Consider the following 21650-nt stretch of genomic DNA (forward strand, 5'->3'; position numbering starts at 1 on the left):
TGCCGGGGAGTCAGGCATGGTGACGTCTGTTAATCCGGGAAATGTGAATGGATAAGATTGAAGTCCGTGGGGCGCGTACCCACAATTTGAAAAACATCAACCTGACCATCCCGCGCGACAAGCTGATTGTCGTCACCGGCCTGTCAGGTTCAGGCAAGTCCTCGCTGGCGTTTGATACGCTTTATGCCGAGGGCCAACGCCGTTATGTAGAATCCCTCTCTGCTTATGCCCGTCAGTTCCTGTCGCTGATGGAGAAGCCCGATGTCGATCACATCGAAGGCTTGTCGCCTGCTATTTCCATTGAGCAGAAGTCCACTTCACATAACCCACGATCAACCGTCGGCACCATTACCGAGATTCACGACTACCTGCGCCTGCTGTTTGCACGCGTTGGCGAGCCGCGCTGTCCCGATCACGATGTCACGCTGGCCGCGCAAACCGTCAGTCAGATGGTGGACAACGTGCTGGCACTGCCGGAAGGCAGCCGCCTGATGCTGCTGGCACCGGTGGTGAAAGATCGTAAAGGCGAGCACAGCAAAACGCTGGAGAATCTGGCGGCGCAGGGTTACATCCGTGCACGCATCGATGGCGAAGTGTGCGATCTCTCCGATCCGCCGAAGCTGGAACTGCAGAAGAAGCACACCATCGAAGTGGTTATCGATCGCTTTAAAGTACGCGACGATCTTTCCACTCGCCTGGCTGAATCCTTTGAGACCGCGCTGGAGATGTCCGGCGGCACAGCGATCGTCGCGGACATGGACGACAGCAGTGTTGAAGAGCTGCTGTTCTCGGCCAACTTTGCCTGCCCGATTTGTGGTTACAGCATGAGTGAGCTGGAGCCGCGCCTGTTTTCGTTTAACAACCCGGCGGGCGCCTGCCCTACCTGCGACGGCCTCGGCGTACAGCAATATTTCGATCCCGATCGCGTGGTGCAAAACCCGGAATTGTCACTGGCCGGCGGCGCGATTCGCGGCTGGGATCGCCGTAATTTCTACTATTTCCAGATGCTGCGTTCCCTTGCTGAGCACCTGCAGTTTGATGTGGAAGAGCCGTTCAACACGCTGAGCGAAAAAGCGCAGCAGGTGGTGTTATACGGTTCCGGCAAAGAGAACATCGAATTTAAGTACATCAACGATCGCGGCGATACCTCGGTGCGTCGTCATCCGTTTGAAGGCGTGCTGCATAACATGGAGCGCCGCTATAAAGAAACCGAATCTTCGGCGGTGCGCGAAGATCTGGCGAAGTTCATCAGCAACCGCGCCTGCGCCACCTGCGAAGGCACGCGTCTGCGTCGCGAAGCGCGTCACGTGTACGTTGAAAACACCACGCTGCCGACCATCTCTGACATGAGCATTGGTCATGCGATGGAGTTTTTTCAGAACATGAAGCTCAGCGGTCAGCGGGCACAAATCGCCGAGAAGGTGCTGAAAGAGATTGGCGATCGCCTGCGCTTCCTGGTGAACGTCGGCCTTAACTACCTGTCGATGTCCCGTTCCGCTGAAACGCTCTCCGGCGGTGAAGCGCAGCGTATTCGTCTGGCCAGCCAGATTGGCGCCGGTTTAGTTGGCGTTATGTACGTGCTGGATGAGCCATCAATTGGCCTGCATCAGCGCGATAACGAACGCTTGCTGGAGACGCTGATTCATCTGCGTAACCTCGGCAACACGGTGATCGTGGTTGAGCATGATGAAGATGCGATTCGTGCTGCGGACCATGTGATCGATATCGGTCCCGGCGCGGGCGTGCATGGTGGTCAGGTGGTGGCTGAAGGCACCGTCGATGACATCATGGCGCAGGAAGCGTCGTTGACCGGCCAGTATCTCAGCGGCAAACGCGGTATCCGCGTGCCAGAGCAGCGCGTGCAGGGCGATCCGTCCAAGGTGCTGAAAATCACCGGCGCACGCGGCAACAACCTGAAAGATGTCACGCTGACGCTGCCGGTTGGGCTGTTTACCTGCGTCACCGGCGTATCGGGATCCGGCAAATCCACGCTGATCAACGATACCCTGTTCCCGATCGCTCAGCGCGTGCTCAACGGTGCCACCATCGCCGAGCCAGCGCCTTACCGTGAAGTCAGCGGTATGGATCATTTTGATAAGGTGATCGACATCGATCAAAGCCCGATTGGACGCACACCGCGATCCAACCCGGCCACCTACACCGGCATCTTTACGCCAGTGCGCGAACTGTTTGCTGGCGTGCCGGAAGCGCGTTCACGCGGCTACAATCCGGGCCGCTTCAGCTTTAACGTGCGCGGCGGACGCTGCGAAGCCTGTCAGGGCGATGGCGTGATCAAAGTTGAGATGCACTTCCTGCCGGATATCTATGTGCCGTGCGACCAGTGTAAAGGTAAGCGTTATAACCGTGAAACGCTGGAAGTGAAGTACAAAGGTAAAAGCATTCATGAAGTGCTGGAGATGACCATTGAAGAGGCGCGCGAGTTCTTTGACGCGGTGCCAGCGCTGGCACGTAAGCTGCAAACGCTGATCGATGTGGGCCTCTCTTATATTCGTCTTGGTCAGTCAGCCACTACGTTGTCAGGCGGTGAAGCCCAGCGCGTGAAGCTGGCACGTGAGCTGTCGAAACGCGGCACCGGCCAAACGCTCTATATTCTGGATGAGCCGACCACCGGTCTGCACTTTGCCGATATCCAGCAGCTGCTGGAAGTGCTGCATCAGCTGCGCGACCAGGGCAATACCATCGTAGTGATTGAGCACAATCTCGACGTGATCAAAACCGCTGACTGGATTGTTGATCTGGGTCCGGAAGGCGGCAGCGGCGGCGGCGAGATTCTGGTTTCTGGTACACCGGAAACGGTGGCGGAATGCGAGAAATCACACACTGCTCGCTTCCTGAAACCTCTGTTAACACAATAAATCTTACGGGCCGGCACAAGCTGGCCCGCTTCTCTTCTCTGCCCGTTTCAACGTCATCCTGCAGAATCAGGCAAGATTCAGAGACATTCAGGCATAGGCATACTGCCAATCACTCACTACTCTTAACCTGCCTCTTTCGCGCAGCTTCTTACCGCGCGAAATATTGAGACGATGATGACGTCGTCCCCTTTATTTTTCACATCATTCACGACACGTCGGGAGACACCATGAATATTACGCATGCGTATGCCGCACAGGATGCCAAATCCAAACTAGCGCCTTTTGAATATAAGCCGCGTGAACTGCGCCCTCATGATGTACAGATTGAAGTGTTGTTCTGTGGCGTCTGTCACTCCGATTTACACCAGGCGCGCAACGAGTGGAAAAACACCATTTTCCCTGTGGTGCCAGGTCATGAAATTGTTGGCCGCGTCACGGCGGTGGGTAATCAAACCCATAAATATCAGGTCGGCGATCTGGTCGGCGTTGGCTGTCTGGTCGATTCCTGCCGTAGCTGTCCGAGCTGTCAGGAAGGCCTGGAGCAGTACTGCGAAAACGGCTTTGTTGGCACCTATAACGGCCAGGATCGCGAAACCGGCGATATCACCTACGGCGGTTACTCCACCAGCATCACCGTGACCGAAGACTTTGTGCTGAAAGTGCCGGAGAACCTGGATCTGGCTGGCGTGGCACCGCTGCTGTGCGCGGGCATCACCACCTATTCACCGCTGCGCCACTGGAACGTGGGCCCTGGCCAGAAAGTCGGCATCGTGGGTCTCGGCGGCCTCGGCCACATGGGCGTGAAAATCGCACACGCGATGGGCGCGAAAGTGGTGCTGTTCACCACCTCGCCGTCAAAAGTAGAAGACGGCAAACGCCTGGGCGCGGATGAAGTGGTTATCTCTAAAGATGCCGATCAGATGGCGCAGCACACCAACAGCTTCGATTTCATTCTGAATACCGTGGCAGCGCAGCACGATCTGAACCCGTTCATTAACCTGCTCAAGCGCGACGGCACCATGACGCTGGTCGGCGTACCAGAGCATGACCATCCGGCTCCGCAGGTGGTTAACATGATCTTTAAACGCCGCAGCATCGCCGGTTCTCTGATCGGTGGCATCGCTGAAACGCAGGAGATGCTCGACTTCTGTGGCAAGCACAACATCATTTCTGACATCGAAATGATCAACATGAATCAGATCAATGAAGCCTATGAACGCATGCTGAAAAGCGACGTGAAATACCGCTTCGTGATCGATATCGATTCACTGCGTAAAGAAGCTAACGCGTAAATCGCGACGGCAAGATGATCCAGCGGCCTGCATCTTCAGGCCGCTTTTTTTTGCCCGCGAACAGACGAATTCAGTGGCCTTTGGTTGCCAGTGCCTGCTGCAACGACGCATCCACCAGATAATAAATCTGTGAATCTTTTAGCGTGCCATCAAGAAACAGCGTGCTCCAGTGCGATTTATTAAGCTGCTGGCTGGGAAAAACATCTTCATGCTCTTCGCGCAGCAGGTCGGCCAGCGCAGGCGTCGATTTTAGCGACACCGCCGGGCGATCGTTAACCTGATGAAACATCGCGAACAGCACGCCATCCGCCTGCACCTGCGTGGCCTGCAGCGCCTCATGCTCTTGTTGCTCCGCGCCTGGCTTCGCCATGCAGTAGGAAAGCAGCTCCGATGTGGTCATTGTTATTCTCCTTGCAGCGTGGCGACGATGCGTCGCGATCCGCCATGATTGCGATGTTCGCCCAGCCAGATGCCCTGCCAGGTGCCCAAAAGCAGTTTGCCTTTGCTGACCGGCAGCGTCAGTGAAACGCCGAGTGAAGAAGATTTAATGTGGGCAGGCATATCGTCTGCGCCTTCATAGTCATGCTCATAATCTGCGTTTTCCGGTACCTGACGCAGAAAATGGTTTTCCATATCACTGCGCACGGTGGGATCGCAGTTTTCATTCAACGTCAGGGAAGCGGAGGTGTGCAGCAGCAGCAGATGCAACAGGCCTGTTTTTACCTCGCCTAACGGCAGCTTGCCGACGATCTCATCGGTCACCAGGTGAAAACCGCGCGTTTTGGCACCGAGGGAGAGAGTTTGCTGATACCACATAAAAAAGCTCCTTAACGAAATGGTCCCGTTAAGTGTGCAGCAAATGGCTGAAAGGTAAACCTGTGGCGCGCACAAAGCGAAAAAAAACGGCGGGACGAAGGCCGCCGTAAACTCTCCTACCGCCTGGGAATCTTGCTCAGGCGCGCAGGAGATAAAAACTATCGTGCACCATTACTCGGCCAGCTTATCGGCCAGTGCCTTCACCTTTTGTACGTCATCCCCGGTCACGGCCGCTAGGCGCTCGCCGTAGTTTTTGTCCGCTTTGTAGAAGTAAGCGAGCATCATTTCACGGCTTGCGGCATCGGCACGGCTCAGCGCGCCGCCCAGTGACTGAATTAAGTCACGCTGCGCTTTGGCATCGAATGAACGGAACAGCTCCCCCGCCTGCTTAAAGTTTTGCGTTTTGGCGATTCCCTGCTGTTGGGTCTCACCGCTCAGCGGGCTGTGGCTGTAGCGGGCGCTGGCCACTTCCTCGCGCGGATAAAGACGGCTTGGCTGGTAATTCACGCCCTGATTGTCCTCGATACGGCTGTTCATGGCGCCATCCTGATTACCGTTGCTGACGGCATTGCGCGGACGGTTAACCGGCAGGCTCGTGCCGTTAGCACCCAGGCGATACATCTGCGTATCGGCATAGGAGAACAGGCGGCCCTGCAACAGACGATCTTCTGACGGCTCAATGCCCGGCACCAGATTAGAAGGCGCCATGGCGACTTGCTCGGTTTCATTGAAGAACTGCGTCACGTTGCGGTTGAGTACCATCTGGCCGACACGGGTTTCTGCAATACCTGGCCAGATTTTGGTGGCATCCAGCGGGTTATAGTCGAGCGCGGCGATATCCGCAGGCTTGAGGATTTGCACATAGAGATCCCACTTCGGAAACTCGCCCCTGGCGATGGCGCTGACCAGATCTTCGGTCATATGGCTATATTGGGTACTTTGAATCGCCGCGGCCTGCTGGGGATCGAGATTCTGCTCGCCCTGCAATGATTTCCAGTGAAATTTTACGTAATGCACCTCGTTCTGTGCATTGATAAATTTATAGGCGTGAACGCTGTTGCCATCCATCTGCCGATAGCTGGCGGGCGTGCCCATGTTGGAAAACAGCATGGTCAGCGCATGCGTTGCTTCCGGTACATGCGAGAAGAAATCAAAGGTACGCGCATCGTTATCGAGGTTGGTACGCGGATCGGGTTTGAACGCGTGCACCATATCCGGGAATTTAATCGCATCACGAATAAAGAACACCGGCAGATTATTGCCGACCAGATCCCAGTTGCCCTGCGAGGTGTAAAACTTGGTAGCGAAGCCGCGCGGATCGCGCAGGGTTTCCGGTGAGTGATTGCCGTGTACCACCGATGAGAAGCGAACAAACACCGGCGTGACGGTGCCAGGCTTGAACACCTCGGCGATGGTCAGATCGGACAGATCTTTATCGGCGGTGAACTCACCGTGAGCACCGGTGCCGCGCGCATGCACTACGCGTTCCGGAATCCGCTCGCGATCGAAACGCTGGAGCTTTTGCAGCAGTTGCAAATCCTGCAGCAACACCGCGCCGTCAGTTCCAGCGGTTTGTGAGTGTTGATTGTCACCTACCGGTGCGCCGTTATCGCGGGTTAGCACGGTGGCGTGCGCGGTCAGCGTACTGGTCAGCAGACCGGCAAGACAAAGGGTACGGGTAACTTTTTGAAAAGAGAAACGAAAAGCAGCGTTATTGTTCATTATAATCTTTCTTCAGATAGGTTCAGTGCAGCCATGTCAGTGATACATGGCGGAAGATGATGCGCTGCTGATCCTATGAGAAAGCGATAGAACTTAATTCAAGACTGGTCTCGAAGCGGGGCATGATGGCAGGACAGGCGCCCTGCCATCAGCGAAGGTTACATCACGGCAGCAAAGGCTTTGGCGACCTGATGTACGTTTTTACTGTTGAGGCCTGCCACGCACATGCGGCCGCTGGCGATCAGGTAAACGCCAAACTCCTCGCGCAGACGATCAACCTGCTGCGCGCTCAGTCCGGTGTAGCTGAACATGCCGCGTTGGCGCAGCAGATAGCCAAAGTCTTTGCCCGGCAGCGCGGTGTTGAGCACCGAGACCAGCGTCTGGCGCATTTCGAGAATACGCAGGCGCATCGCCTCAACTTCTGCCAGCCAGCTCGCCTTCAACGCCGGATCGTTCAGCACACAGGAAACCACCTGGGCGCCAAAATTTGGCGGGCTGGAGTAGTTGCGGCGCACGGTCGCCTTCAGCTGGCCGAGCACGCGGCCCGCCTCTTCGGCGCTCTCGCACACCACCGACAAGCCACCGACGCGCTCGCCGTAAAGTGAGAAAATCTTCGAGAAGGAGTTGCTGACCAGCGCCGGTAAACCGGATGCGGCAATGGCACGCATGGCGTAGGCGTCTTCTTCCATGCCCGCGCCGTAACCCTGATAGGCAATATCCAAAAATGGCACCAGCGACTGTGCTTTCAGCACCTCAATGGTTTCATCCCATTGCGCGTTGGTGAGATCGGCACCGGTTGGGTTATGGCAGCAGGGATGCAGCAGCACAATGCTCTGCGGCGGCAGGGTTTTCAGCGCGGCCAGGAAAGCCTCGAATTTCACACCCTGGGTGCTGCTGTCATACCACGGATAGGTATTCACCTCGAAGCCGGCGCCAGAAAAGATCGCCACGTGATTTTCCCAGGTGGGATCGCTGACCCAGACGTTTGACGCCGGAAAGTAACGCTTCAGAAAATCGGCACCGACCTTCAGCGCGCCCGACCCGCCCAGCGTCTGAATCGTGGCCACGCGGCCTTCGGTAATGGCTGCATGATCGGCACCGAACAGCAGCGGCGCGACGGCGTTGCGGTAAGCCGGCAGGCCTTCCATTGGCAGATAAAGTGACGCCACCGCTGGCTGCGCGTTCAGGCGTGCTTCAGCCGCGGCAACCGCCTGCAGCTGAGGAATAATGCCCTGCTCGTCATAATAGAGACCGATGCTCAGGTTTACTTTATCGGCGCGGGGATCCTGTTTGAAGGTTTCCATCAGCGAAAGAATCGGGTCGCCAGCGTAGGCATCGACGTTTTGAAACACGGTGCAGATCTCCTTAATCAGCTAAAAACGGTAACGATATCAGACCGCGTAACGGCCAGGGCGATGGTTCATCGCAATAATCAGGTTGAGGATCAGCGCGCCAGCAATCGACGCCAGCAGCATCGGCCACGAGACCACAAACAGCGATGCCAGCACCACGCAGGTGTCGATGGCCATTTGCAGCTTACCCGCGCGTAAACCGATGCGATCCTGCAGCCACAGCGCCAGAATATTAATGCCGCCGAGGCTCGCTTTGTGGCGGAATAATACTATAAACCCAATCCCCATAATCACGTTACCAAACAGGGTGGCGTAAAAGGGATTCAGCGCAGAAAAATGGATAAACAGCGGATGCAAACGGGTGAAAAGCGACACCATCGCCACCGCGCAAAATGTCTTCAGGGTAAAGGCCTTGCCCATCCGCCGAAACGCCAGCCAGTAAAACGGCAGGTTGATCAGAAAAAAGGCGCTGCCGAACGACAGCGGCGTCACATAACTGATGAGAAACGCAATGCCTGCGGTACTGCCGGTTAAGGCGCCGGCCTGCTTGAGCATCACTACGCCAAAGGAGACCAGCAGCGTGCCAAACAGCAGCGCGAGAAGATCTTCCAGCAGCGTATGCGAGGGTGTTTCAGGTTGAGTAATAGTATCCATGAGCCTGTTTTCACTGAGAATTAGCGCGTTTTCGTTGCAAGAATCGCGCCTGAAAACGCCACGAAAAATCGCCGGCGCAATAACTCAATGATTTCACAGGGCTTAAAATTTGAGAGTTGTGCATGCAGCCTGCATTAATCGCTCAAATCACGCATACTTATCGTCACTGATGCATGTTTTTAGCATGTTACCGCCTGCTGATGCACTATTTTATGGCAGCGTGCACCTTATTGGCGCGTGTTAACCGGTGGGCTCATCATTACGCCGTTCTCTTTCAGGCGATCCAGCACCACGGCGGTTTTAATGTGCGCCACGCTGCGATGCCCCGCGACCAGCTGGCTTATCAGCGCGCTCAGTGAGGCGAGATCGGCAACCGCGACCTTCAGCAGATAATCGGCATCGCCGGTGGTTTTCCAGGCATCGACGATGGCCGACTCCTCCTCCACCATACGGTGAAAGCTGGTGACATATTCGGTGGTGTGGTTAATCAGGCGGACTTCAATCAGGCCAATCATGCTCAGCCCAACCGCATCGGGCGCAAGGCGCGCGTGATAACCCAGAATCAGATTGGCCTGTTCGAGGTTGATACGGCGGCGCGAGCACTGCGACGCGGAAAGGCCAACCAGATCGCTCAGTTCCTGGTTGGTCAGGCGGCCATTGGCCTCCAGCAAGGTCAATATTTTCAGGTCGAAATCGTCGATGTGCGTCATGCGTTTCCCTGCTTAATCAGGCCCATAATGCGCACAGATAACCTCAATTGTTCGCGAGCTGTCCAACACTATTTTCCGATGGCCGCGGGCGAACAATCCGTCAGGTTATTCATCATCGTACTGCGGACCGGCGTAGTTATCGAACCGCGACCACTGGCCGTTGAACGTCAGCCGCACGGTGCCGATCGGGCCGTTACGCTGCTTGCCGAGGATGATCTCCGCGATGCCTTTCATGTCGCTGTTTTCGTGATAAACCTCATCGCGATAGATAAACATGATCAGGTCAGCATCCTGCTCGATAGAGCCCGATTCACGCAGATCGGAGTTGACCGGGCGTTTGTCGGCGCGCTGCTCCAGCGAGCGGTTAAGCTGCGACAGCGCCACCACCGGCACCTGAAGCTCTTTCGCCAGCGCCTTGAGCGAGCGCGAAATTTCAGCAATTTCCAGCGTACGGTTGTCGGACAGCGCTGGCACGCGCATCAGCTGCAGGTAGTCGATCATGATCATGCTCAGGCCGCCATGTTCGCGATAGATACGGCGCGCACGTGAGCGTACTTCGGTGGGCGTCAGGCCGGAAGAGTCATCGATATACATGTTCTTCTTCTCGAGCAGAATACCCATGGTACCGGAGATACGCGCCCAGTCTTCATCGTCCAGCTGGCCGGTACGAATGCGCGTCTGATCGACACGCGACAGCGACGCGAGCATACGCATCATAATCTGCTCCCCGGGCATTTCGAGGCTAAAGATCAGCACCGGTTTTTCCTGCAGCATGGCGGCGTTTTCGCACAGGTTCATGGCGAAGGTGGTTTTACCCATCGACGGACGGGCCGCGACGATAATCAGATCTGAACGCTGCAGGCCAGCGGTCTTCTTGTTCAGATCCTGATAGCCGGTGTCGACGCCGGTCACGCCGTCGTGCGGCGTCTGGAACAAAGATTCGATGCGCGACACCGTGGCTTCGAGAATCTGCTCGATGTTCTTCGGTCCGTCATCTTTATTGGCGCGACTTTCAGCAATTTTAAACACGTTCGATTCTGCAAAATCGAGCAGATCTTCGCTGCTGCGACCCTGCGGATCGTAACCGGCATCGGCGATTTCATTAGCCACTGAAATCATTTCGCGCACCACTGCGCGTTCGCGCACGATGTCAGCATAAGCACTGATGTTCGCTGCACTTGGCGTATTTTTTGACAGCTCGGCCAGATAGGCAAAACCGCCGACCATATCCAGCTGACCCTGGGTTTCCAGTGATTCCGACAGGGTAATCAGGTCAATTGGCTTGCCCGCTTCCAGCAGGCGCTGCATCTCACTGAAGATAAGACGATGGGGTCGGCTGAAGAAGTCATCGGCGACCACGCGTTCAGAAACGTTATCCCAGCGTTCGTTATCCAGCATTAACCCGCCCAACACCGACTGTTCAGCTTCCAAAGAATGCGGCGGCAGCTTCAGGCCTTCAACCTGACGGTCGCGGGTTTCGTTAGGTTTGTTGGTGGGTTTGTTTCCTGCCATAGTAAATGCGATACCGATAAATTGAGGGGACGCGCAATTATACCTTTTTGTCGTCTTGCCGTCCTCCCGACATCTCTGACATTACACAGGAGCGAGGCATGGCAAAGCGTATTCAATTCAGCCAGCACGGCGGACCCAACGTGCTGGAATGGGTCGATGTGGAACCTGGCGATCCCACGGATTTTGAGGTGCAGGTTGAGAATAAAGCGATAGGAATCAACTATATCGATACCTACGTACGCAGCGGACTCTACCCTTCCGCCAGCTTGCCCTCCGGCCTGGGCACCGAAGCAGCAGGAAAAGTCGTTAAGGTAGGCGCTGCTGTCAGCCACTTTAAACCGGGCGATCGCGTGGTCTACGCGCAGGCGCCCATCGGCGCTTACAGTGAAATTCACAATGTGCCGCAGGATCGGCTGGCACACCTGCCAGACGCCATCTCATTTGAACAGGGCGCGGCATCATTTCTCAAAGGGCTGACCGTGCACTATCTGCTGCGTCAGACCTATCACGTTGCGCCAGGCGAAGCCTTCCTGTTTCATGCTGCCGCGGGTGGCGTTGGTCTGATCGCGTGCCAGTGGGCGAAGGCGCTGGGCGCGCATTTGATCGGCACCGTAGGCTCGGCAGAAAAAGCGGCGATTGCGCAGCGCGCCGGTGCCTGGGCTACCATCAACTACCGTGAAGAGAACATTGCAGAGCGGCTAAGCGCGCTGACCGACGGCAAAAAGGTCCGCGTAGTGTACGACTCTGTGGGCAAAGATACCTGGGAAGCGTCGCTGGATTGCCTGCAGCCGCGCGGGCTGATGGTGAGCTTTGGCAACGCCTCCGGCCCGGTTACCGGCATCGATCTGGCGCAGCTGAATAAGAAAGGATCGCTGTATGTGACGCGGCCTTCGCTGTTTGGCTATATTACCAATCGCGCAGAACTCGAACTGGCCAGCAACGAACTGTTTTCAATGATTGCCAGCGGTGCCATCAAGATTGATGTGGCGGAGAAGCAGAAGTTTGCCCTACGCGATGCGCAACAGGCGCATATCGCACTGGAAAACCGAACTACCCAGGGTTCAAGCCTGCTGATTCCCTGATCGTCAGAAATAGAGAGGGCTTCCCGAAGGAAGCCCTTGCTTTCTTATTTTCGTTCTCGCTGGGTGTAGGGTCAGCGGCTATGAATTCAGCAGCACGGATAGTGCCAGAACGCCTCGCTAAAAAACACGCCCTGTACACAATCTTTCCCCACTGCCGTTACGCTTTGTGATCTGTGCTGCAAAATTTCTGGCAATTAAAAGCGCATATAGCGACGGCGCACCAGCACTTTGGGTTTTTTCACCGCGCGATATATCCACGCCACCGCGACCGCCAGCAGCAACCACGGCAGCAGCTTGATCACCATCGCAAACAGTCCACCGACCACCATCAACGCCGTTGCCATGATCAAGGCGGCAATTACACCCACCAGCGAGACGCCGGTGAGCATCAGCATCACAAAGAAGCCAAGTACAAACAGAATTTCCATCGTCATCTCCTGAGCGCGTTAGTTACCTTGTCTTAGCTATTACAAGAAACGTGCCAGTTCTTTTCAAATGTAAATTATTGATTTTAAAGTGATGATAAAAATTACGTCGCGGGATTTTAGCGATATTAACCAGGAAGTGGTGAGATATTAACTAACAGGCCGCCGCAGCGGCCTGACGATTAAACCGCAGCAGGAATTTTATCCGCCACCAATGTCAGCGCGGCTTCCACCACCTGCACATCCGCGCCGGGTTTGTGCGCGTTTTCACTGAGATGACGGCGCCACTGACGCGCACCGGGAATGCCCTGAAACAGGCCAAGCATATGACGCGTAATATGGCCGAGATAAGTGCCCTGCGACAGCTCTTTCTCAATGTAGGGATACATGCTGCGCACCACGGCAATCAAATCGACCGCTGCCTGTGCCTCGCCGAACAGCTCGCTGTCGACCTGCGCCAGAATGCCTGGGTTTTGATAGGCTTCGCGGCCCATCATCACACCATCCAAATGTTGCAAATGCTGCTTTGCCTCATCCAGCGTTTTCACTCCGCCATTAATGGCGAGGGTCAGCTGCGGGAAATCGCGCTTTAGCTGATAAACACGCGGGTAATCCAGCGGAGGGATTTCGCGGTTCTCTTTGGGGCTCAGACCGGAAAGCCACGCCTTGCGCGCATGAATAATAAAGGTATCGCAACCACCTTTATCCGCCACGCGCTCGATAAATTCGCACAGGAAGGCGTAGCTATCGAGTTCATCAATACCGATGCGGGTTTTCACCGTGACCGGAATCGACACCACATCGCGCATCGCCTTGATGCAGTCAGCAACCAGCTGGGCATCGGCCATCAGGCAGGCACCGAAGCGACCATTCTGCACGCGATCGGAAGGACAGCCGACGTTGAGGTTAATTTCATCGTAACCGCGTGCTTCCGCCAGCGCCGCACACTGCGCCAGCGCAGCCGGATCGCTGCCGCCCAGCTGCAAGGCAACCGGATGTTCCTGCTCGCCGAAAGCCAGGTAATCGCCTTTGCCATGAATAATGGCGCCGGTGGTGACCATTTCGGTATAGAGCAGCGTATTGCGCGTTAACTGGCGATGGAAATAACGGCAGTGGCGATCGGTCCAGTCGAGCATGGGCGCGATAGAAAAACGTTGGCTGGGGAATTTTTCGGTCATGAAAAGCGGCGGGTCCGATTGTTAACATGTGCTGATAATGTGCGCGATCATAACATAAAAAACGGGGCCACCCAACGATGGCCCCGCTCTGTCAGTATCATCACGCTATGCACATCAGAAGGTGAAACCGATCTTCGCCATTGCGCCCCAAGTCTTGTCTTCGCCTGCCGAACCGGCCAGATCGAGATGGACACTATTGTTAAATGGCGACAGGCCAAAACCGCCAGTCACGACATTTTTGTCGTTTGATTTCATATCAGCACGGTAACCGCCACGCAGCTGCAGCCAGTCAAACAGGCGATATTCCGCACCCACGCCAGCATACTGACTGTCACCTTCGGTTTTAAATCCTTTGGTCGGCGTCATATCAACATCAAAAGCGGTGGTCAGACGGTCGGTGTGCCATGACACCCCCCCGGTAACCAGCGGACGGATTTGATAGGTATCTTTAAAGCCGTTGACTTCTTTGGTCTCGATATCGCGTGCAATCAGGTTCTGCGCGCTGAGGCCCAGCGTCCAGTTTTCGCCCACGTCGGTGGCAATACCGGCGTCAACGTTGAAACCGGTGTCGTCTTTACGATACTGATTGTTGGTCACGTCATCTTTATCGTAGGTATAAACCGCGGCCTTGTAGTTAAACAGCCAGGACTGCTGAATTTTTGGCGTGACGCCCACAGAAACCGGATGGCCTGCTACGTCAAACTGATGCGCCATGGCGATACCGTAATCGGCTACGATCGCGGCCAGGCCAGTGGCACTGGAAGTCAGACGGTCTTCATCGCCGCGAACGGGAATGCGCTTGCCGTCAGCAATCTGCTGCAAATAATCGATATCACCCTGATTCACATCGGTACTGAGGCTAACGGTGCCATACCCTTTAGCAACAAAGGCGAACGGCAGCGTCTCGTTAGGCACCGTCACTGCCAGCGCGGCACCCGCTTTGCCCTGCGACTTGTTGTTGCGCAGATCGCGCAGCTTGTCCGCCATATCGCCAGCGGCAACCCGCACCTGCGCATTGAGGCGTTGAAGCTCGGCAAGACTTGCCAGGGTAGGTCGTGTGGTGAAACTGGTAGTCGGCAGGCTGTTGATAACGTCCTGATAACGGTCAACGGTATCCACCACGTCATCAATCTTATCAACCATTTTATCTTTATCGCTGATCTGCACACCGGCCGAAGGCAGGATGATGTCAACGTGTGATTCCACCGGCGCTTTGGTCATTAACGCCGGGTTAGCCAGTGCCGCCGTTCCCCAGTTTGATGAGGCAACGCCTGTGCCACCCATGGCATCGTTACGGGCATCGAAATAGTTGCTGGCCGCTAATGTTGTAAACGGAACACAAATTAAGGCATTGAGAAGCGCTACGCGGCAAAACCTGATTTGAGAACCAGAAAATTTTTTCATTGACCTGCTACCACCTGCATAAAAAAGAGAATAAACGGATTTTTTCCTGATGGCATCATGCGCTCAGGACGGTTTTTTATTGCTGTGAATTCAGGGCTATCAGTAGGGTTGTTCGAGTGATTGCTTAATTATCAACCACTTCGATTATTATTGATTAGCTAATCTTCTGTTTGAGCCTGTTTTGCTGGCATTGCGTTAGCTGGCCTGAACATTAGCGTGATCTTTTTAAGCATGCAAATCATAAATTTGGCAGCTACAGCGGTGCTCAGCGGGTTTACTATAAGGGAATCTGTGTAGCCAAATTAACGATTGCAGCGCATCTGACCGTTGATACCATTTATAACCAGAGAATATGGTAAAAAAATGACGGTCTGCCAGGCAGATTCTCTCCGTCGGCTTTAATGCCGTGTTGTGATAACATAACAAGTCATTATTAGCGGAGAACCCACATGAACACCTCGGTAACAGAGCAAATTCTTTCGCAGGCGGAAAAATTGTGCCAACAACGGAGTGTGCGACTGACGCCGCAGCGGCTGGAAGTGTTGCGCCTGATGAGCGAACAAAACGGCGCTATCAGCGCCTATGATCTGCTGGATCAACTACGCATCAGCGAGCCTCAGGCCAAGCCGCCTACTATTTATCGTGCGCTGGATTTTTTACTGGAGCAGGGTTTCATTCACCGTGTGGAATCAACCAACAGCTATCTGGTATGCCATCATTTTGATCATCCGAAGCATACGTCGGTGATGCTGATTTGCGATCGTTGTGCATCAGTCAGCGAGAAGCATGCACACGGCGTGGAAAAGACTATTGAGGAACTGTCTGAAGCGACGGGATTTACGCTGCATCATAGCGTGATTGAAGCGCATGGGCTGTGTACGAACTGTGCGGAAGTGGAATCCTGCGTGCGTCCTGAAGCGTGCGATCACGATCATTCAGTGGTGAGTAAAAAACGCGGAAAGTAGAGAATATTTAGAGGAGAGGCACATCCGTGTGCCAGGGTAGGAGCATCATCCTGAAATGATTGATGGCTTACCAGCGATAATCTTTGTTCTCGCTTTCCCAGGTTGAAACTTCTTTCTCAGCTTCATCCTTCGCATAACCATATTTTTCCTGAATCTTGCCGACCAGCTGATCGCGTTTACCTTCAACGACGGTCATGTCGTCATCGGTCAGCTTGCCCCATTTTTCTTTCATTTTCCCTTTGAACTGTTTCCAGTTACCGCTGGCTTCGTCTTTATTCATAATAGTGCCCTCGACTTAGGTTCTACAGCTGAAAATTAGCGTTTACTTATGCAATAGCTCAAGAAAACGGGATAAAACGCTGCTTAATTGCGTTTCATAAGGTTAATTGTAGCTGAAAGCCGTGAGTTTGCCGTTTGGTTTGTAAAGGAAGGTTTTTTGCGCAGAGTAATGAATAGCTGACTGAAAAAAATGACATTTAATCAGTTAGTTAATATATGCCGCTGAAATATGTCAAAATATTTCAGGAAGGGATCCAGCTGCCTTTTTGCCAGTGTTTGTGCCAGATTAGCCACAGGCTGACACCACGCAATAGCAGGAATACGGTCATCGCCAGCCATAAACCGTGGTTGCCAAGCCAAGGCAATGTGCACAGCGTCAGGCCATAACCGGCAGCAGCGACTGCCATGCTGTTACGCATCTCACGACCGCGCGTCGCCCCGATAAACATCCCGTCCAATAGATAACACCAGACTCCGGCCAGAGGCATAACGACCTGCCAGATAAGATAGTGTCCGGCCAACTCGCGCAGGGATGCCAGTGACGTCAGCATGTTGATAATGGCATTGCCAGCGAGGGCATAAATAACGGCGAAAACCAACGCTACCAGTCCAGCCTGCCGACAGGATGCCTGCCAAACCGCCATCAGTTGTCGGCTATCTCTGGCTCCACACGCTTCGCCGGAATAGGCCTCAACCGCATAGGCAAAGCCATCGAGCGCGTAGGCGGTAAAAGTGATGAACATCAGCAAAATAGCGTTAGTTGCCACGATTTCTGGGCCGAGCCGCGCAGCAAGAATAGTCAGGGAGGCGAAGCAGAGTTGTAGCAGCAGTGAACGCAGCAGGATATCGCGATTCAGGCGTAACAAGCGGCTGATGTCGCCGCGCCAGCCCGCTTTGAGCCATTGCCAGCGCAGACCGCGCAGCCGGGCGACGTGCCAGACCATACCCAGCCCGACCAGAAAGGTAAGATACTCAGCCACGGCCGTCGCCGTTGCGGCTCCCGCCACACCGTAATCCAGCCCGAGCACTAGCCACAGATCCAGCAGGATATTCACCAGATTGCCCACCACCAACAGGATCACCGGCGCACGTGCATATTGCACGCCCAGCAGCCAGCCGAGGATAACCAGATTGGCCAGCATCGCGGGCGCACTCAGCCAGCGGATATGCATAAACAGCGCCGCCTGCTGCTGCACCGCAGGGTCACCGCCGACAATTTGCATGGCAACATGGGTAATCGGCTCGCGCAGCAGGACCAGAATAATGCCGGCAACCAGCGCCATCAGCAACGGCTGTACCAACGCGCGCGCCAGTGCCGGTTTATCACTGGCACCATACGCCTGAGCGGTCAGACCGGTGGTGCTCATCCGCAAAAAGAGCAGCAGCATAAAGACAAAGCTGGTTAGCGTGGTGCCAACCGCAACGCCGCCGAGAAAGATCGGGCTATCGAGATGGCCAATAACGGCGGTATCCACCAAACCCAGCAGCGGCACGGTGATATTAGAGAGGATCATTGGCAGAGCGAGCCGCCAGAGGTTTTTATCAGTTGCGGTAAAAAAGCGCATTGACGTGTTTATCATCCATGGGCGCAGCAGACAAAAAAGCGAAAGGGTAATGAGCGCGCAGATGCGGCCGCATTACTGCATGGCCGCATCATTATGACTGTAATCGCGTTAACGGATTCTGAGAGTCAGAATCAGGACCATTGGCCGTTACGAATAACGCCAACGGCCAGCCCTTCAATCGTGAGCGTTTGTTCTCTCAGATCGATAACGATAGGCTGAAAATCGTTGTTTTCTGGCAGCAGCTGTACGGTGTTGCCCTGTTTCTTCAAACGTTTCACGGTCACTTCATCATCAATGCGCGCCACGACCACCTGGCCATTACGCACATCCTGAGTTTTATGCACGGCTAACAGATCGCCATCCATAATCCCAATATCTTTCATCGACATGCCGGTCACGCGCAGCAGGAAATCCGCGCTTGGCTTGAACAGGTTAGGATCAAGCTGATAACGCCCTTCGATGTGCTCCTGCGCCATAATCGGCTCGCCCGCGGCAACCCGACCAATCAATGGCAGGCCTTCGCTGCTCTCTTCTTCCATCAGCAACCGAATGCCGCGCGAGGCGCCAGAGATAATTTCAATCACGCCTTTACGCGCTAATGCTTTCAAATGCTCTTCAGCCGCATTCGGCGAACGAAACCCAAGCTGGGACGCAATTTCAGCACGCGTTGGTGGCATACCACTTTGATTGATATGGTCGCGAATCAGGTCATAGACCTGCTGCTGCCGTGCTGTTAATGCTTTCATTTCGCCCCCTGGTTGTTTATACAGTCGCTGTGAGTATATACAGGTATATCCTGCTTGCAAACTTATAATTGTGTAAAAAATAGCTATTTAACTAATTTTGGAAAACATTGCGCAAATGAGGCCAAAGCAGCATTACCCAAATAAAAACAGCCAGTAAAATCGTTAGCAGCACGGCCGCGGAACCCATGTCTTTCGCCCGACCTGAAAGCGCATGAAATTCGCTGCCAATACGATCCACTACGGATTCAATGGCGCTATTTAGAATTTCAACAATGATCACCAGCATAACCGACCCAATGAGCAGGACGCGCGTGATGGCATCGACCTCCAGCGAACAGGCGATGGCGATCGCAATCAGACCCGCAACGGCTTCCTGACGAAAAGCCGCTTCGTGTTGCCATGCGGCCTTGATGCCTTTCCATGAATAGCCTGCCGCATTCACGATACGTTTGATTCCGGTAATGTTATTTGCCATGCCGGTGGAACCCTTTTAAATAATTAACGTCAATGTCAGGGTGGCGCACGAATTGCAACACCACAGATCTTCGCTGCGCTTTCTGCTATGCTTGCGGCGCTTTGCTAACAAGAGGCTTCATGTTGTCTATGTCAGGTTGGCGTAACCTTTACTATAAGTTGTTGAACGTACCGCTTTCATTTCTGGTGAAAAGCAAGGCTATTCCTGCCGAGCCTGTGGCTGAATTAGGGTTGGATACATCGCGTCCTATTATGTATGTATTACCCTATGATTCAAAGGCTGACCTGCTGGCATTACGCACGCAGTGTCGCAAGCAGGATCTGCCCGATCCGCTGGAACCGCTGGAAATTGACGGCATGTTGCTACCACGGCACGTCTTTATCTATGACGGCCCGCGCGTTTTCCCCTATTACGCGCCCAGTGTGCAATCCGTTAAAATATTCCATGATTATCTCGACCTGCACCGCAGCAATCCGCACCTTGATGTGCAGATGGTGCCGGTGTCGGTGATGTTTGGCCGTGCGCCAGGCCGGGAAATTCAGGGCGAACCCCGTCCCCATCTGCGCGATCTTAACGGCGTACAGAAATTCTTTGCCGTCTCCTGGCTGGGCCGCGACAGCTTTGTGCGTTTTTCGCCAATGGTCTCGTTACGCCGCATGGCGACCGAGCACGGCACTGACAAGCGCATTGCGCAAAAACTGGCGCGGCTGGCACGCATTCATTTTGCTCGCCAGCGTCATGCGGCAGTGGGTCCAAGCCTGCCTGCCCGTCAGGATCTCTTCAACAAGCTGCTGCAGTCGAAAGCGATAGCCAAAGCGGTTGAAGATGAAGCGCGCAGCAAAAAAGTCTCTCATGAAAAAGCGCAGCAAAATGCCATTGAGCTGATGGAAGAGATTGCCGCTAACTTCTCCTATGAAGCGATTCGGGTAACCGACCGCGTGATGGGCTGGACGTGGAGCAAACTTTATCAGGGCATCAACGTTAACGGCGGCGAACGCGTGCGCCAGCTGGCGCAGGATGGCCATGAAATCGTATATGTGCCCTGCCATCGCAGTCACATGGATTATCTGCTGCTCTCCTATGTGCTTTATCATCAGGGACTGGTGCCGCCGCATATCGCCGCAGGCATCAATCTTAATTTCTGGCCAGCCGGGCCGATTTTCCGTCGCCTGGGCGCTTTCTTTATTCGTCGTACCTTTAAGGGCAATAAGCTCTACGCCACGGTATTCCGTGAATATCTGGGCGAGCTGTTTACCCGCGGCTACTCGGTAGAATATTTTGTCGAGGGCGGACGCTCACGCACCGGCAGATTGCTCGATCCCAAAACCGGCACGCTGGCGATGACCATTCAGGCGATGCTGCGCGGCGGCAACCGCCCTATCACGCTGGTGCCTATCTATATCGGCTATGAGCACGTTATCGAAGTGGGCACCTACGCCAAAGAACTGCGCGGTGCGGCAAAAGAGAAAGAAGGCTTTATGCAGATGCTGCAGGGCCTGCGCAAGCTGCGCAATCTCGGCCAGGGCTACGTGAACTTTGGTGAACCGCTGCCGTTGATCACCTATCTCAACAATCAGGTACCGGAATGGCGCGATTCTATCGATCCGATCGAAGCGCAACGTCCAAGCTGGCTGACGCCAACCGTGAACGATATTGCCCAGAAGGTCATGGTGCGCATCAACAACGCCGGTGCCGCGAATGCGATGAACCTGTGCGTTACCGCGCTGCTGGCGTCGCGTCAGCGCTCACTGACCCGCGAACAGCTGCTTGAACAGCTCGACTGCTATACCCAGCTGTTGCGTAACGTGCCTTACTCAACTGACTCAACCGTGCCGCCGATGACGCCTGACGAGCTGCTGGCCCATGCGCTGAGCATGAATAAGTTTGAGATCGAGCAGGATAACATTGGCGACATCATCATTCTGCCGCGTGAGCAGGCGGTGTTGATGACCTATTACCGCAACAATGTGCATCACATGCTGGTCATGCCTGCGCTGATTGCCGCGATTATTCAGCAGCATCAGCATCTGACGCGCCAGGAACTGCTGCGTCAAATCCAGCTTATCTACCCGATGTTGAAAACCGAGCTTTTCCTGCGCTGGGAACAGGATGAGCTGGCGCCGGTGGTGCAGGATCTCTGCGCTGAAATGGCGCGGCAGGGGCTGATTATTCTGGAAGAGGATGCCATTCGCCTCAGCGCGGGCCGTTTCCGTACCTTACAGCTGCTGGCAGCGGGCGTACGTGAAACCCTGCAGCGTTATGCCATTACGTTCTCAATTCTCAGCGCTAACCCGGCCATTAACCGCGGTTCGCTGGAGAAAGAGAGCCGCACGCTGGCACAGCGCCTGTCGGTGCTGCATGGCATCAACGCGCCGGAGTTCTTTGATAAAGCGGTGTTTTCAACGCTGGTGCTGACGCTGCGTGATGAGGGCTATATCAGCGACAGCGGCGATGCGCAGATTGAACAGACGCATCAGACCTACATGATTCTTGCCGATCTGGTTACCAACGATGTGCGGATGACCATTGAGAATGCTGTGGCCCACAATTAGGCCATGCGGCGACCTGTGACCTTTTGTTGTCACGTGTTGCCATGA

At 54.7% G+C, this 21650-nt stretch carries 19 protein-coding genes; 5 read left to right on the top strand and 14 right to left on the bottom strand.

The window, feature by feature from the left end:
- Nucleotides 1-47: 47 nt before the first annotated feature.
- Nucleotides 48-2876 carry an excinuclease ABC subunit UvrA gene (gene uvrA / locus EM595_RS15730; RefSeq protein ID WP_067434209.1) on the top strand — a complete coding sequence of 943 codons (2829 nt, stop codon included), beginning with the start codon at nucleotides 48-50 and terminating at the stop codon, nucleotides 2874-2876.
- Between the two features lie 227 nt (nucleotides 2877-3103).
- Nucleotides 3104-4168 carry an NAD(P)-dependent alcohol dehydrogenase gene (locus EM595_RS15735; protein WP_067434211.1) on the top strand — a complete coding sequence of 355 codons (1065 nt, stop codon included), beginning with the start codon at nucleotides 3104-3106 and terminating at the stop codon, nucleotides 4166-4168.
- Nucleotides 4169-4238: 70 nt separating this feature from the next.
- Here the strand turns inward: EM595_RS15735 and EM595_RS15740 are convergent, their stop codons facing one another.
- The 7 genes from EM595_RS15740 to dnaB all read right to left on the bottom strand — a co-directional run bounded on the left by EM595_RS15740 (nucleotide 4239) and on the right by dnaB (nucleotide 10934).
- Nucleotides 4239-4568: an MmcQ/YjbR family DNA-binding protein gene (locus EM595_RS15740; protein WP_067434212.1), complete on the bottom strand. Its 330-nt coding sequence runs from the start codon at nucleotides 4566-4568 to the stop codon at nucleotides 4239-4241.
- 2 nt (nucleotides 4569-4570) lie between these two features.
- The gene (locus EM595_RS15745; RefSeq protein WP_067434214.1) at nucleotides 4571-4984 is read right to left on the bottom strand and encodes a secondary thiamine-phosphate synthase enzyme YjbQ; all 414 of its coding nucleotides are present in this window, start codon (nucleotides 4982-4984) and stop codon (nucleotides 4571-4573) included.
- 171 nt (nucleotides 4985-5155) lie between these two features.
- On the bottom strand, nucleotides 5156-6706 hold the full coding sequence (locus EM595_RS15750) for a catalase (protein WP_067434216.1): 1551 nt from the start codon (nucleotides 6704-6706) through the stop codon (nucleotides 5156-5158).
- A gap of 158 nt (nucleotides 6707-6864) precedes the next feature.
- Entirely contained in the window at nucleotides 6865-8058 is a 1194-nt protein-coding gene (locus EM595_RS15755; RefSeq protein ID WP_067434221.1) for an amino acid aminotransferase, read from the bottom strand.
- 39 nt (nucleotides 8059-8097) lie between these two features.
- On the bottom strand, nucleotides 8098-8712 hold the full coding sequence (locus EM595_RS15760; RefSeq protein ID WP_067434223.1) for a YitT family protein: 615 nt from the start codon (nucleotides 8710-8712) through the stop codon (nucleotides 8098-8100).
- Between the two features lie 227 nt (nucleotides 8713-8939).
- Nucleotides 8940-9422, bottom strand: a complete 483-nt coding sequence (locus tag EM595_RS15765; protein WP_067434225.1) for an Lrp/AsnC family transcriptional regulator — start codon at nucleotides 9420-9422, stop codon at nucleotides 8940-8942.
- A 105-nt stretch (nucleotides 9423-9527) separates the two neighbouring features.
- Complete coding sequence (gene dnaB, locus EM595_RS15770) at nucleotides 9528-10934, bottom strand: replicative DNA helicase (protein WP_067434228.1); 1407 nt, start codon at nucleotides 10932-10934, stop codon at nucleotides 9528-9530.
- A gap of 98 nt (nucleotides 10935-11032) precedes the next feature.
- Between dnaB and EM595_RS15775 the strand changes: the two genes are divergently transcribed.
- Nucleotides 11033-12016 (top strand): quinone oxidoreductase, encoded by a 984-nt coding sequence (locus EM595_RS15775; RefSeq protein ID WP_067434231.1) that lies wholly within the window; start codon nucleotides 11033-11035, stop codon nucleotides 12014-12016.
- Nucleotides 12017-12210: 194 nt separating this feature from the next.
- Here the strand turns inward: EM595_RS15775 and pspG are convergent, their stop codons facing one another.
- The 3 genes from pspG to EM595_RS15790 form a co-directional block, all read right to left on the bottom strand.
- Entirely contained in the window at nucleotides 12211-12444 is a 234-nt protein-coding gene (pspG, locus tag EM595_RS15780; RefSeq protein WP_067434234.1) for an envelope stress response protein PspG, read from the bottom strand.
- 179 nt (nucleotides 12445-12623) lie between these two features.
- Nucleotides 12624-13619: a tRNA dihydrouridine(20/20a) synthase DusA gene (gene dusA, locus EM595_RS15785; protein ID WP_067434237.1), complete on the bottom strand. Its 996-nt coding sequence runs from the start codon at nucleotides 13617-13619 to the stop codon at nucleotides 12624-12626.
- 114 nt (nucleotides 13620-13733) lie between these two features.
- Nucleotides 13734-15023: a conjugal transfer protein TraF gene (locus tag EM595_RS15790; protein ID WP_067434243.1), complete on the bottom strand. Its 1290-nt coding sequence runs from the start codon at nucleotides 15021-15023 to the stop codon at nucleotides 13734-13736.
- 449 nt (nucleotides 15024-15472) lie between these two features.
- On the opposite strand from EM595_RS15790, the gene zur reads away from it, so the two are divergent.
- The gene (gene zur, locus EM595_RS15795; RefSeq protein WP_067434245.1) at nucleotides 15473-15988 is read left to right on the top strand and encodes a zinc uptake transcriptional repressor Zur; all 516 of its coding nucleotides are present in this window, start codon (nucleotides 15473-15475) and stop codon (nucleotides 15986-15988) included.
- A gap of 67 nt (nucleotides 15989-16055) precedes the next feature.
- Here zur and EM595_RS15800 read toward each other — a convergent pair whose 3' ends face one another.
- The 4 genes from EM595_RS15800 to EM595_RS15815 form a co-directional block, all read right to left on the bottom strand.
- Nucleotides 16056-16268, bottom strand: coding sequence for a CsbD family protein (locus EM595_RS15800; protein ID WP_067434248.1), 213 nt, complete (start codon nucleotides 16266-16268; stop codon nucleotides 16056-16058).
- 241 nt (nucleotides 16269-16509) lie between these two features.
- Nucleotides 16510-17832 (bottom strand): MATE family efflux transporter DinF, encoded by a 1323-nt coding sequence (gene dinF, locus EM595_RS15805; RefSeq protein ID WP_067434252.1) that lies wholly within the window; start codon nucleotides 17830-17832, stop codon nucleotides 16510-16512.
- Nucleotides 17833-17963: 131 nt separating this feature from the next.
- On the bottom strand, nucleotides 17964-18578 hold the full coding sequence (gene lexA, locus EM595_RS15810; RefSeq protein WP_067434255.1) for a transcriptional repressor LexA: 615 nt from the start codon (nucleotides 18576-18578) through the stop codon (nucleotides 17964-17966).
- A gap of 91 nt (nucleotides 18579-18669) precedes the next feature.
- Nucleotides 18670-19053, bottom strand: coding sequence for a diacylglycerol kinase (locus tag EM595_RS15815; RefSeq protein WP_067434258.1), 384 nt, complete (start codon nucleotides 19051-19053; stop codon nucleotides 18670-18672).
- A gap of 128 nt (nucleotides 19054-19181) precedes the next feature.
- Between EM595_RS15815 and plsB the strand changes: the two genes are divergently transcribed.
- Entirely contained in the window at nucleotides 19182-21605 is a 2424-nt protein-coding gene (gene plsB / locus EM595_RS15820) for a glycerol-3-phosphate 1-O-acyltransferase PlsB (protein WP_067434261.1), read from the top strand.
- Nucleotides 21606-21650: the final 45 nt, after the last annotated feature.

It is taken from the genome of Duffyella gerundensis (assembly GCF_001517405.1).
In the GTDB taxonomy this organism is placed as follows: Bacteria; Pseudomonadota; Gammaproteobacteria; order Enterobacterales; family Enterobacteriaceae; genus Duffyella; species Duffyella gerundensis.